Origin of the sequence: Psychromonas sp. KJ10-2 (assembly GCF_047323255.1) — a bacterium.
Classification (GTDB): Bacteria; Pseudomonadota; Gammaproteobacteria; order Enterobacterales; family Psychromonadaceae; genus Psychromonas.
The window spans coordinates 3,652,381-3,664,856 of record NZ_CP178827.1 but is presented as its reverse complement, the minus strand read 5'-3'; the positions used below and the strand labels follow the sequence as shown (position 1 = coordinate 3,664,856).

Below are 12,476 nucleotides of genomic sequence, written 5' to 3'. Positions count from 1 at the left end.
CATTAAGTCATCGACCTAATGGTTTTTATGTAGATGCAAAAGTTATTGCATCACAATATGCCTATTGCAGATTTAGATATTATCTACAGCAGCATTTAACGTTTTACTTGGACGCATTGCAGTAGTTACTTTAGCTGGATCAGTATGGAAGTAACCACCTAAATCAACTTGCACACCCTGTGCATCGTTCAGCTCTTGTACAATCACAGCTTCATTACTTAGTAGTGAATCAGCTAGTGGTTTGAATTGTGCTTGTAGCTCAACATCTTTAGTTTGAGTAGCTAAGGCTTCAGCCCAGTACATTGCTAGGTAGAAGTGGCTACCACGGTTATCCAATTCACCTACTTTACGAGAAGGAGATTTATCTTCTTTTAAGAATTTACCATTAGCTACATGTAATGCTTCAGCTAGTACAACTGCTTTCTCATTACCTGTTTTAGCCGCGATATCTTCAATAGATACCGCTAGCGCTAAGAACTCACCTAGTGAATCCCAACGTAAATGGTTTTCTTCAACAAATTGTTGAACATGCTTAGGAGCTGAACCACCTGCACCTGTTTCAAATAGACCACCACCTGCAAGTAACGGTACGATTGAAAGCATTTTAGCACTCGTACCTAACTCTAAAATTGGGAATAGATCCGTTAGGTAATCACGTAAAACGTTACCCGTTACAGAGATAGTATTTTTACCTTCTTTAACTCGTTGTAGTGAGAATTTACATGCTTCAACAGGGGCTAAAATTTGAATATCTAGACCCGTTGTATCGTGATCTTTTAAGTAAGCATTTACTTTTTCGATAAGGTTTTTATCGTGTGCACGTTTTTCATCTAACCAGAAGATAGCTGGTTGGCCTGTTGCTTGCGCACGGCTTACAGCTAAACGAACCCAGTCACGGATTGGAATATCTTTAGCTTGACACATACGCCAGATATCACCTTTCTCAACATCGTGAGACATCAATACATTACCTGCTGAATCAGTTACTTTTACAGTACCCGCTTCAGTGATTTGGAATGTTTTGTCATGTGAACCGTACTCTTCGGCTTTTTGTGCCATTAGGCCAACGTTAGAGACGTTACCCATAGTTGCTGGGTCAAATGCGCCATTTTCACGACAGAATTTGATTGTTTCTTCGTAGATACCTGCGTAACAACGATCTGGAATTAATGCTTTAGTATCTTCAAGTTTACCTTCTGCATTCCACATTTGACCGCTAGAACGAACCATAGCAGGCATAGAAGCATCGATGATCACATCACTTGGTACATGTAAATTAGTAATCCCTTTATCTGAATCTACCATTGCTAGGCTTGGACGCGTTGCGTAAACCGCTTGGATATCAGCTTCAATAGCCGCTTTTTGATCAGCAGGTAGAGTAGCGATTTTAGCGTATACATCACCTAGACCATTACGCTCATCAACACCTAACTCTTTAAATAGGTCAGCGTGTTTAGCAAATACATCTTTAAAGTAAACCGTTACAGCGTGACCAAACATAATTGGGTCAGATACTTTCATCATCGTTGCTTTCAGGTGAAGCGATAACATGATGTTGTCTTCTTTTGCTGCTGTCATCTCTTTTTCAAAGAAAGCACGTAATGCTGAAGCGCTCATACGAGATGAATCAATAACTTCATCTTTTAATACAGGCGTTGACGCTTTTAATACTGATGTTTCGCCAGCTGCATTAGTGAATTCAATTTTCAGATCATCATCTTGTTGTAATACAACAGATTGCTCAGAGCTGTAGAAATCACCTTCAGACATGTTTGAAACATGCGATTTAGATTCTGTAGACCATTTACCCATACGGTGTGGGTTGTCTTGTGCGTATTGTTTTACTGCATCAGCAACACGACGGTCTGAGTTACCTTCACGTAATACAGGGTTTACTGCACTACCTAACACTTTTGCGTAACGCGCTTGTGTGTCTTTCTCTTCGTCAGTTGTTGCTACTTCAGGGTAAGCCGGTAAGTCAAAACCGTGTGCTTGTAATTCTTTAATCGCAGCTTGTAGCTGAGGAATCGATGCACTTACGTTCGGTAATTTAATAATATTTGCTTCAGGTGTTTTAGCTAACTCACCCAATTCGGCTAGCGAATCTGCTTGTTGCTGATCTGCTGGCAGTTTATCCGAGAAGTTAGCAATGATTCGACCAGCTAAAGAGATATCACGCGTTTCTACAACAATGTTTGCAGCTTTAGTGAAGGCATTAACAATCGGTAATAGAGAGTGAGTTGCAAGCGCAGGTGCTTCATCTGTTTGTGTATAGATGATCTTTGCTGATTTATCTGTCATTTTATTTCCTTTAACAAAAATTTATGAAGTGAATTAATTGCGTAAAAAATGTTATCAGTTTGTTACACAAAATAATTAAGCCGATATCATATCGAAAAAAACAAAATTATCTAGTTTAGTGCTCTTATCTCAAAGGTTTAAATGTGACCTTGATCACCATTCATGCACTGTATATGTTACAAGCTAGTAACAAAACAACTGAAAACATGATTATTCGACACCCTTAAACATACCATTTAATCACTGCACTGCGTGAATTTTTTATTCTGATATACTTAACCTTTTTCAACTGTGTTAAGGAACATAAGTGACTCAAGCTCCCATCAATAAAAAAAGTAACAATAACAAAACAGGTGAAAATAAGCGTAAACACCCAACTAAAAAACCCACTCACTTTAATGTAAAGAAAGCGGCGCATAAAACCTTTGTTCCTAAAAAAGTCATGCCTAAATCAATGCAGAAGATTGTATTGTTTAATAAACCATTCGATGTATTGAGCCAGTTTACCGATGAAGGCAATACCGATAGCATGCGAGAAACCTTAAAGGACTATATTGATATTCCTAATATCTATGCAGCAGGACGCTTAGATAGAGACAGTGAAGGATTATTGGTATTAACCAATGATGGGCAATTACAAGCTGAAATTACTCAACCTGGTAAGAAAACAGCCAAAATATATTGGGTACAAGTAGAAGGTGTGCCTACTGAAGCGGATTTAGATAAGCTACGTAAAGGGGTTACATTAAAAGATGGTTTAACCTTACCCGCGAAAGCTAAAATTATGGATAACCCTGAAATTTGGGAGCGTTATCCACCGATCCGCGAACGCGCTAATATCCCAACCACGTGGTTAAGCATTACTATTATGGAAGGCCGTAACCGCCAAGTCCGCAGAATGACAGCTAACATTGGTTTCCCTACGTTACGACTTATTCGCTATGCAATCGGCGATTGGACAATTAAAGACTTAGATAATGGCACTTATAAGGTACTGTAACCTTGGTTTATAGATTGCAAAGCTGTAACTCATTAAAACCATAACCAGAAAAACTCTGTGTTAATGCAGCTAGGTGTTGGTTATCGTTAAACAACTTAGTATAAAAAGCTTGATGTGCATTAGCCTGTTGGCTCTGTAAATCAAGCTTTTGCTCTTCCCCCAATAACTGCTTTACTCTTAAGGCAATCGCTTCACCTGAATCCACCAAGTTTACCTCAGTGTTAAAACACGCTTGTATCTCTGTTTTTAATAAAGGGAAATGTGTACACCCTAAAACTAAAGTATCTGGCATGCTGGCGTTTTGGGATAACCAAGGGGCTAAAATATCCATAAACTCATCTTGGCTTAGTAGTTTCCCCATTAACTTATCTTCCGCCAATTTAACTAATTGCGTAGAGCCAATACTTAATACGCTTTTATCTGCAGCAAATTGCGAGATCAATTTATGGGTATAATCACGAGCAATAGTACCAGGAGTGGCCAGTAAACCTATCACGTTATTACGAGTCACTAAACTCGCAGGTTTAATGGCAGGTACCACCCCAACAATCGGAATAGTAAAGTGTTGGCGTAGGGCTTTTAGGGCAACGGTGCTGGCTGAGTTACAGGCAATGACAATCAAGTCAGCTGGATATTGTTGCAAAAGTCCGTTAGTAACTGAGTAAGCCGTGCTACTAATTGGGTTTGCTTTAATTCACCATAGGGGAAGTAAGCATTATCAAAAAGATACTGACATTGAATACCAGGGTTAAGCTTAATTACCTGCTCAAAAACAGACAATCCACCCACACCAGAATCAAATATAAGTACACGTTTTACAGACATTAACCCACTTCCTAGAGAAAAAAACTATTTTATACCAATTAGATTAAATAACGGACCTAAATTTTATCTAGAGGAAATAACAACGTGATAATACAAGTTAAGCTAACTCCTTACCTTTTCTTTTAAAAGAACAACTAATTTTTCATGGATTTAGCAAATAAGATAGCGTGTTCATGACTGTAATAAACCTGTGCCTGAACAGATAAATAAAGAAATAGAATGATATAACCTAGCCAAGCTCAAGCGCCTGCTTTAGAATGCCCCTCCATTTATATGTTATTGAAAGAATAGCGCCAAAAAAGCAATAGAATACAGAGGTAGAAATGAGCATAGAGTTTGTTGATCCGGATAATTATGAATCACAATTAGACGCTAAAAAAGCACAATTTAATCGCCTTTTTTCGACCTTTGAATTACCTGAATTAGAGTGTTTTACTTCTCCAAAAACACATTATCGTATGCGCAGCCAATTCCGTGTTTGGCATGAAGATATGGATTTATACTTCTACATGACGGATCAAGAGACTCGTCAGCGTATTCGTGTCGACCAATTCCCACCTGCAAGCGAGCTAATCAATCAATTAATGCCAAGGTTAGTTGAAGAGTTAAAAGTCTCTCCCATTCTTCGTTATAAGCTCTTTCAGGCGAATTTCTTATCCAGTATGAGCGGCGAAATTATGGTTAGTTTTCTTTACCATAAAATATTGGATGAAGAATGGTTAACGGCTATTAAAGCACTTAAAGAACGTTTATCGGGAGAATTTAAGATTAACTTCATTGGTCGCGCTCGTAAGCAAAAACTTATTGTTGACCACGATTACGTCATTGAAAAACTACAAGTTGATGGACAAGAGTTGATCTACCAACAAGTTGAAAATAGCTTTACCCAGCCAAATGGTAAGATTTCAGAAAAAATGTTGGATTGGGCCATTGAATGTACCCGTAATAGTGAAGGTGATTTGTTAGAACTGTACTGTGGTAATGGTAACTTCTCACTTGCTCTGGCTAAAAACTTTAACCGTGTATTAGCCACTGAAATTTCAACGCCTTCAGTGAACTCAGCACAATACAACATCGCGGCAAATAACATCGATAACGTCACGATCGTGCGTATGTCAGCAGAAGAGTTTACCCAAGCTATTAATGGTGTGCGTGAATTTAACCGTTTAAAAGAGAAGAATGTCGATTTATCAAGTTATCAATGTAACACCATCTTTGTTGATCCACCGCGTGCTGGGTTAGATGATGAAACGGTAAAAATGGTACAAACCTACGATAATATTATGTACATCAGTTGTAACCCTGAGACCTTGAAAGCGAACTTAGAAGTCTTTACACAAACCCATGATATTAAGCGTTTCTCTTTATTTGATCAGTTCCCTTACACTCATCACACTGAAGCCGGTGTGTACTTAGTGAAACGTTATGATTAACTGACAATGTAAAAGGGCTGAATAGATAATCTATTCAGCCCTTTTAGTTATAATAGCAATCATACTGATTCGCTGTTCAGGATTAAGTTAATTTCTCAGTAAAGAAGTCAATGCTTCGTTTCCAAGCTAATTCAGCCATAGTCGGTACATAACGCGCTGTAGAGTCATTATGGAAACCATGGTTGGCTTTTTCATACATAAACATCTCGTAGTCCACATCGTATTTTTTCAAGTCAGCTTCATACTCAGGCCAATAAGCATTCACCCTTTTATCTAACTCTGCCAGTTGAATCACTAACGGGGCTTTAATGTTTTTTCTGATTTCTGCGGCGGCAGGTGTTCCATAAAAAGGCACACCAGCATCTAACTTATCTGGCACAGTGGCGGCAAGGAAATTAACGATATAACCACCAAAACAGAAACCAACCGCGCCTAATTTACCTGTGCTTAATGGATGTGTTTTCAGGAAATCAGCAGCAGCGATAAAGTCTTGCTCGATCTTCTCTTTATCCAATGATTTTTGCATTACTTTACCTTCATCATCATTCCCTGGATAACCACCTAAGGAATATAAAGCATCAGGCGCAAAGGCAATAAAGCCTGCTTTAGCAAGACGGCGAGCAACATCTTTGATGTAAGGGTTAAGACCACGGTTTTCGTGAATGACTAATACAACAGGTAACTTACCTTCAACAGTTTTTGGCGTCACAAAGTAACCTTGCCCTTCACCGTGTCCGTCTGGTGATGCAAATTTTTCATAGGTTGCAGTAATATCATCATCATTAAAAGAGACTTGCTCTGCTAGTGCATAATTAGGAGTTAGTGCTGTTGATAATGTCGCAAGCGTAACACCTGCGCCAGCAATACCCGCTAAACGTCTTAAGAAAGTACGTCTATCAATATCACCGTGTGCATATTCGTCATACCAATCGAAGGCTTCCTGCGGTATTTGCACTGTGCTTTGCTCTTCTGTTTCCGATTTTAACTGTGTAGATTTAGTCATATTAACACTCTCATTATTTAAAATTTATTAGAAATAAAGAAACGATCGTTCAAAACATAACTATTTTTTAAGCAAGTGTAAATTAATTAATAACCATTATATTATTAAGGAATTGTCTAAAAGAAAGGAATATTTTAGTTTTCACAAACTTGGAAAGGTTGAGTTTTGACGCTTAATTAAGCGCCTTAATATATGACCCAATCACGGTCACGTCATAGGATGACTGTATCTCAGCTAAGGCTGTCGCAATATGCAGATCTTCTTGGTGACCATCAATATCGATGAAAAAGTGATAATTACCAATTTGTGAACGTGTTGGTCGAGACATTATTGAGGTTAAATTTACTTTCTGTAATGCAAAGGCGCTCACAATATTACCTAACACACCAGGACAGTCTTGCTTGTTATTAACCACTAAAGTGGTTTTATATTCTTTGTCAGCAATACGCGCCTGCGGTGTTTCTGAAAGCACTAAAAAACGTGTTTGATTATTCGCGTAATTAGTTACATCGTTATTAATGATATTGGCATCTTGTGCATGAGAAAGTGCATGTTGAGGAATAATCGCCCCCGCATTTTTACCATGCTTTTTAGCTAACACTAAAGACTCTATATTGCTCTGAGTGTTATGAATTTTTACCCCTTCCAAACTATTAATAAACTCAGCACACTGCCCATGTGCCACAAATTGCACATATAGGTCTGTTAAGTCAGACATCTCTTCACAAAAACCCGCAAAGGAAAACTGAATAGGTAATAACAGCTCAGAAATAACTGATAATTTAGTATCTAACAGTTGGTCTAATACAACTTGAACATAACCTTCCGATAAATTCTCAATAGGTAAAACACCTAATTGACACTCTTTACCCACTGCCTGAAAAGTCTGGGTTAAGGTACCGTAGTATTTAATATCGGCAGTTTGTACAGGTTGTTTGGCTTGGATTGCTTGTATGTAGCGCTTTGTAGCTAAATCAGAAAATGTATCTTTAGGGCCAAGCGTTGCAATAGTAAGCATAAAATACCGAGAGTAATAGAAAAGGAAATTGGCTAGGGATTATATTCAATAAATAATGAGTTTTACATAAAAAAGGTGAGCTAGTTGCTCACCTTTAATTTAACTAATTAAAAATCCATATTGGTTTTTAATTTTTTCAGGGCGTTGGCCTCTAATTGGCGAACACGTTCAGCTGAAATATCATAACGAGCAGCTAAATCATGCAGTGTTGCTTTAGGCTCGCTTAACCAGCGTGAACTTAGAATGTCTTGGCTACGTGTATCTAACGTCGATAAGGCTGAATACAGTTTGTTTTTAGTATGAGACTCTGTATTTTCCTGTTCTATCTGATTTTCAACACTTGCTGTTTTATCTTCAAGAAAGTGCATTGGTGCGAAGTTATTATCGTCATCATCGTTAACACTTAAATCAAATGAATGATCCTGTGCATTTAAACGAGACTCCATTTCAAGTACATCTTTAGTACTTACATTAAGTTCTTCCGCTACAGCTTCCACTTCTTCCTGCTTAAACCAACCTAAACGTTTTTTAGATTTACGCAGATTAAAGAATAATTTTCGTTGTGCTTTTGTAGTGGCAATTTTAACCACACGCCAGTTACGAATAACGTATTCATGAATTTCAGCTTTTATCCAATGCACAGCAAAAGAAACCAGACGCACACCCACAGTTGGGTCAAAGCGTTTTACAGCTTTCATTAAGCCGACATTACCTTCTTGAATCAGATCCGCCTGTGCTAAACCGTAACCGGCATAACTTTTAGCAATGTACGCAACAAAACGCAGATGCGACATAACTAGTTTTTTAGCGGCTTCTAAATCACCTTGGTAAAATAGACGTTCTGCTAACTCTTGCTCTTCTTCAGCGCTTAGCTTGGAGAATGAATTAACAGATTGAACATAGGCTCCAATACTTCCTTGAGGAACGAGACTCATCGAATTTATTGTTTCACTCATGATTCACCTTTGAATACTTTAAGTTTTTGTTAATAAATGTTTCTTAACAAGAAACAACTTATTATACAGTAGCAAAATAAAAATAAAAATATTTTAAGCCGCTAAAAAGGTTAACTGGCTATCAAAAAATTTAAATAACATTTATCTGCTATTTTTCGCTTAACATAACGTGATAGCCAATATTGGGCCAACACATGATGTTGGAATAGATCTCTAAAATGTAGAGAGTTAACTCGCATTATTTGACCATCAATTAAGTCAAAAGTTGCATAGGCAATTAACCTCCCATCCAGACGAATTGCTAATATTTCCTTACATTCAGCAATTATATCGATTAATTTTGTCTCTTTTTGAACCGCTATCTGTTCTTGAATTAACGTTTGAAAAGTAGGTGAAGAGACTGGTAACAATTTAATATCAACAACTTTCATAAAACACCTGTGCTCCTTGTTCACAATTTATTTTGTGAACTAGATCACATTCTACAGGCAAAAAAAGAGATCAAGCAGATCTCTTTAATTTAAATTCAGATGTTTTTGATATTTTTCATGCGTATTATTTAGGCTCTATCGTCACTAGGTACTGTTTGACCGATATAAATGAGGCAATAAGCCCCAATAAAGCACCTATAAACAATAACATAATAGACTCATTAAAGGTCAAAGAGATAATCTCAAATTTAGCTTTATAAAGCCCTGTTAAGTTAACAACACCAGACTCTAACCAGATAACCATAATGGTTGAAAATAACCACGCAATCACCCCACCTAAGAAACCATACCAGGCACCAATGTAAAGGTAAGGCAATTGGATAAAGCGGTTAGTTGCCCCACTAGCTTTAATACTTCTATTTCTGCACGTTGATTAAGGATATTAAGGCGAATGGTATTACTTACGATTAATAACACTGACAATAGTAATAAGGTAGCAATGGCAATTACAATGTCCACCACTAAATAGAAGATAGCCTGTAGTTTCTCAATCCAATCAATATCAACACGCACTAAATCTATATCTTGTTCACGCTCTAAATTAGCCACTAACAACTTAGTACCTGCGGAATTCATTGCTGATTCAACGGGCACCACAATCAATACGGCGGGTAATGGATTTTCATCTAAATAGTTTAAGGCTTTAGAGAAACCCGACATCTCTTTAAACTCTTGTAAGGCTTGATGACGAGAGATATAGGTAACCGTTTCAATATTCTCATACAAGCCTAATTTATTGATTAATACTTGTATCTGCTCTTCAGAGAGATCCTTTTTCAAGAATAAACTGATTTCTGATGCGCTTTCCCATTGTCCACCAACACGATCAACGTTTTTATAAACAACATGAAATACTGTGGGTAATGATAGTGCTAACCCTAATACTAAAATGGTCATCGATGTAGCAAATGGGGTTTTCCATAACTCCATAAAGTTATGAACAAGTTGATGAATGTGTTGACTGATAGTGGCTTTGACACGTCCAAAAAATGAGACTTTATTAATCTTTGGAGAGCCTGATAATTTTCTTTTGCTTGCACCCAAACTGTTATTCATATCAATCCCTTAGTAGACCATCATTAATCATATGACCTTCACGCAAGGTCAAGGTACGATAACGCATTTTAGCAATTAGTCCTAAATCATGGGTGGCGATTAAGACTGACATACCGAACTTATTTAAAGATTCAAATAGCGTTAAAATTTCTAATGACAATTTAGGGTCTAGATTACCGGTAGGCTCATCGGCAAGTAATAATGGAGGTTGGTTGATAATAGCGCGCGCAATACCAACACGTTGTTGTTCACCGCCCGACAAGTTGATTGGGAAGGCATCTTCTTTGCCTGACAGACCAACTTTCTCTAATGCTGCTAGGCTACGACGTTTAATTTCAAAACGGCTATAACCTTCAATCAATAAAGGTAAACCAACATTATCTAATACGGTTCTATTCATTAACAGACGATGATCTTGAAAAATCATTCCAATATGGCGACGTAAATAGGGAATATCGTTGCCTTTAATATGACTGATATCATTACCATTTAATACAATTCGCCCCGCCGTTGGTCTTTCCATTAGGCTAACTAATTTTAGTAACGTACTTTTACCGGAACCAGAGTGCCCTGTTAAGAAGGCCATTTCACCTTGTTTTAAGTGAAAGTTAACGGAATTTAATGCGATATGGTCATCACTATAAACCTTACTGACTTCTTCAAATAATATCATCGTCTATTTTTACCTTGTTATGATTCTTCTTCTTTTGAGAAAAGTGCATCAATAAACTCTTTGGCATTAAACTCTCTTAGATCATCAATGCCTTCACCTACGCCTATATAACGAATAGGTAATTTAAACTGATCGGCAATAGAGAAGATAATCCCGCCTTTCGCTGTACCATCTAATTTAGTGAAGGTAACGCCGGTTAACCCTACCGCTTCGTTAAATAATTTAACTTGGCTAATGGCATTTTGTCCGGTACCTGCATCAATGGTTAACATGATCTCATGTGGCGCAGTCTCATCTTTTTTACGCATGATACGCACCACTTTAGCTAGCTCGGTCATCAAGTGATCTTTATTTTGTAAACGCCCTGCCGTATCAGCAATTAATACATCAGCGCCACGTGCTTGTGCGGCATCCATTGCATCAAATAAAACCGATGCACTATCTGCACCTGTTTGTTGGGCAATCACTGGGATATCGTTACGCTCCCCCCATACTTGTAACTGTTCTACCGCAGCGGCACGGAATGTATCACCCGCAGCAAGCATCACTGATTTTCCTTCGTTTTGATATTTTTTCGCTAGCTTACCAATGGTGGTGGTTTTACCCACACCGTTTACTCCTACCATTAAAATAACGTAAGGTTTTTTGGTTTGGTCAATGACTAGCGGCTGCTCAACTTCATCTAGGATATCAGACAGATCTTTCTTTAATAGGTCATACAGTACTTCTGCATCTTTTAACTGTTTTCTATTTGCATGATCAGTTAAGTTATTAATGATACGTAAGGTTGTTTCCACACCAATATCGGCAACGATCAGTTGTTCTTCTAACTCCTCAAACAGATCATCATCAATTTTTTTACCTTTGAATAAAGATAATAAACCGCTACCAATACTCAGACGTGTTTTCTTTAACCCTTGAGCAAAACGAGCAAAGAAGCCTAATTTTTTATCTTCCTGTGGGGCAACAGTTTCACTAACAGGTTCAACTTGTTGCTCTTGTTCAATTTCCTCAACAACATCTTGCTCTACCTGTTGGCGAGCTAACTCTGCATTTCGCTGAGCTTCTTGGTATGCTAAACGCGCTTTCTCTGCTTGCTCTTTTTTGGCTTGCTCTACCGCTAACGCTAGCTTTTCTTGCTCTGCTTTTTCAGCCGCTAATTTAGCTTCTGCTGCAAGACGTTCCTGCTCAGCTTTCTCAGCCATTAGTTTAGCTTCTGCTGCAAGACGTTCCTGCTCAGCTTTCTCAGCCGCTAGTTGAGCTTCTGCTGCAAGACGCTCTTGCTCAGCTTTCTCAGCCGCTAGTTGAGCTTCTGCTGCAAGACGCTCTTGCTCAGCTTTCTCAGCAGCTAGTTGAGCTTCTGCTGCAAGACGCTCTTGCTCAGCTTTCTCTGCCGCTAACCTAGCTTCTACAGCAAGACGTTCCTGCTCAGCTTTCTCGGCCGCTAGTTGAGCTTGCTTATCTGCTTCTGCTTTTTCTGCTGCTAATTTAGCTTCAATAGCAAGACGCTCTTGTTCAGCTTGTTCAGCAGCTAACTTGGCTTGCTGTTCTGCCTGTGCCGCTTTTTCCTGTTCAGCTAATTCGGCTTGTTGCGCCGCTTCCTGTGCTTCTTGTTGAGCTAATACTTCTGACTGTATCTCTTGCTCTGTTTTCTTGGCTGGTTTTTTAGAAAACCATGAAAACAACCCTTTCTTTTTAGACATTAATTAAAAACCTTACT

At 38.2% G+C, this 12,476-nt stretch carries 13 protein-coding genes; 2 read left to right on the top strand and 11 right to left on the bottom strand.

Annotated elements, in window-relative coordinates; translation table 11 throughout:
• Window positions 1–72: 72 nt before the first annotated feature.
• Window positions 73–2,301, bottom strand: a complete 2,229-nt coding sequence (locus ACLKL2_RS18100; protein ID WP_413692695.1) for an NADP-dependent isocitrate dehydrogenase — start codon at window positions 2,299–2,301, stop codon at window positions 73–75.
• A 307-nt stretch (window positions 2,302–2,608) separates the two neighbouring features.
• Between ACLKL2_RS18100 and ACLKL2_RS18095 the strand changes: the two genes are divergently transcribed.
• The gene (locus tag ACLKL2_RS18095; protein WP_413692694.1) at window positions 2,609–3,301 is read left to right on the top strand and encodes a pseudouridine synthase; all 693 of its coding nucleotides are present in this window, start codon (window positions 2,609–2,611) and stop codon (window positions 3,299–3,301) included.
• Between the two features lie 7 nt (window positions 3,302–3,308).
• Here the strand turns inward: ACLKL2_RS18095 and murI are convergent, their stop codons facing one another.
• Both murI and ACLKL2_RS18085 read right to left on the bottom strand, forming a co-directional pair.
• Window positions 3,309–3,944, bottom strand: coding sequence for a glutamate racemase (gene murI, locus ACLKL2_RS18090; RefSeq protein WP_413692693.1), 636 nt, complete (start codon window positions 3,942–3,944; stop codon window positions 3,309–3,311).
• Complete coding sequence (locus ACLKL2_RS18085) at window positions 3,920–4,126, bottom strand: hypothetical protein (RefSeq protein WP_413692692.1); 207 nt, start codon at window positions 4,124–4,126, stop codon at window positions 3,920–3,922. The genes murI and ACLKL2_RS18085 overlap by 25 nt, the downstream gene beginning before the upstream one ends.
• A 323-nt stretch (window positions 4,127–4,449) precedes the next feature.
• On the opposite strand from ACLKL2_RS18085, the gene trmA reads away from it, so the two are divergent.
• Window positions 4,450–5,559, top strand: a complete 1,110-nt coding sequence (gene trmA / locus ACLKL2_RS18080; RefSeq protein ID WP_413692691.1) for a tRNA (uridine(54)-C5)-methyltransferase TrmA — start codon at window positions 4,450–4,452, stop codon at window positions 5,557–5,559.
• 82 nt (window positions 5,560–5,641) lie between these two features.
• Here the strand turns inward: trmA and ACLKL2_RS18075 are convergent, their stop codons facing one another.
• The 8 genes from ACLKL2_RS18075 to ftsY all read right to left on the bottom strand — a co-directional run bounded on the left by ACLKL2_RS18075 (window position 5,642) and on the right by ftsY (window position 12,459).
• Window positions 5,642–6,562, bottom strand: a complete 921-nt coding sequence (locus ACLKL2_RS18075) for a dienelactone hydrolase family protein (RefSeq protein ID WP_113819867.1) — start codon at window positions 6,560–6,562, stop codon at window positions 5,642–5,644.
• Window positions 6,563–6,734: 172 nt separating this feature from the next.
• Window positions 6,735–7,580 (bottom strand): prephenate dehydratase, encoded by an 846-nt coding sequence (locus ACLKL2_RS18070; protein ID WP_413692690.1) that lies wholly within the window; start codon window positions 7,578–7,580, stop codon window positions 6,735–6,737.
• A gap of 107 nt (window positions 7,581–7,687) precedes the next feature.
• Complete coding sequence (gene rpoH / locus ACLKL2_RS18065) at window positions 7,688–8,536, bottom strand: RNA polymerase sigma factor RpoH (protein ID WP_113819865.1); 849 nt, start codon at window positions 8,534–8,536, stop codon at window positions 7,688–7,690.
• Window positions 8,537–8,646: 110 nt separating this feature from the next.
• On the bottom strand, window positions 8,647–8,967 hold the full coding sequence (locus ACLKL2_RS18060; protein ID WP_413692689.1) for a hypothetical protein: 321 nt from the start codon (window positions 8,965–8,967) through the stop codon (window positions 8,647–8,649).
• 124 nt (window positions 8,968–9,091) lie between these two features.
• On the bottom strand, window positions 9,092–9,298 hold the full coding sequence (locus ACLKL2_RS18055; protein WP_413692688.1) for a hypothetical protein: 207 nt from the start codon (window positions 9,296–9,298) through the stop codon (window positions 9,092–9,094).
• Between the two features lie 5 nt (window positions 9,299–9,303).
• Window positions 9,304–10,083, bottom strand: a complete 780-nt coding sequence (locus ACLKL2_RS18050) for a cell division protein FtsX (RefSeq protein WP_413692687.1) — start codon at window positions 10,081–10,083, stop codon at window positions 9,304–9,306.
• Window position 10,084: 1 nt separating this feature from the next.
• Window positions 10,085–10,756, bottom strand: a complete 672-nt coding sequence (ftsE, locus tag ACLKL2_RS18045; RefSeq protein WP_113819862.1) for a cell division ATP-binding protein FtsE — start codon at window positions 10,754–10,756, stop codon at window positions 10,085–10,087.
• A gap of 17 nt (window positions 10,757–10,773) precedes the next feature.
• The gene (gene ftsY / locus ACLKL2_RS18040) at window positions 10,774–12,459 is read right to left on the bottom strand and encodes a signal recognition particle-docking protein FtsY (protein WP_413692686.1); all 1,686 of its coding nucleotides are present in this window, start codon (window positions 12,457–12,459) and stop codon (window positions 10,774–10,776) included.
• Window positions 12,460–12,476: the final 17 nt, after the last annotated feature.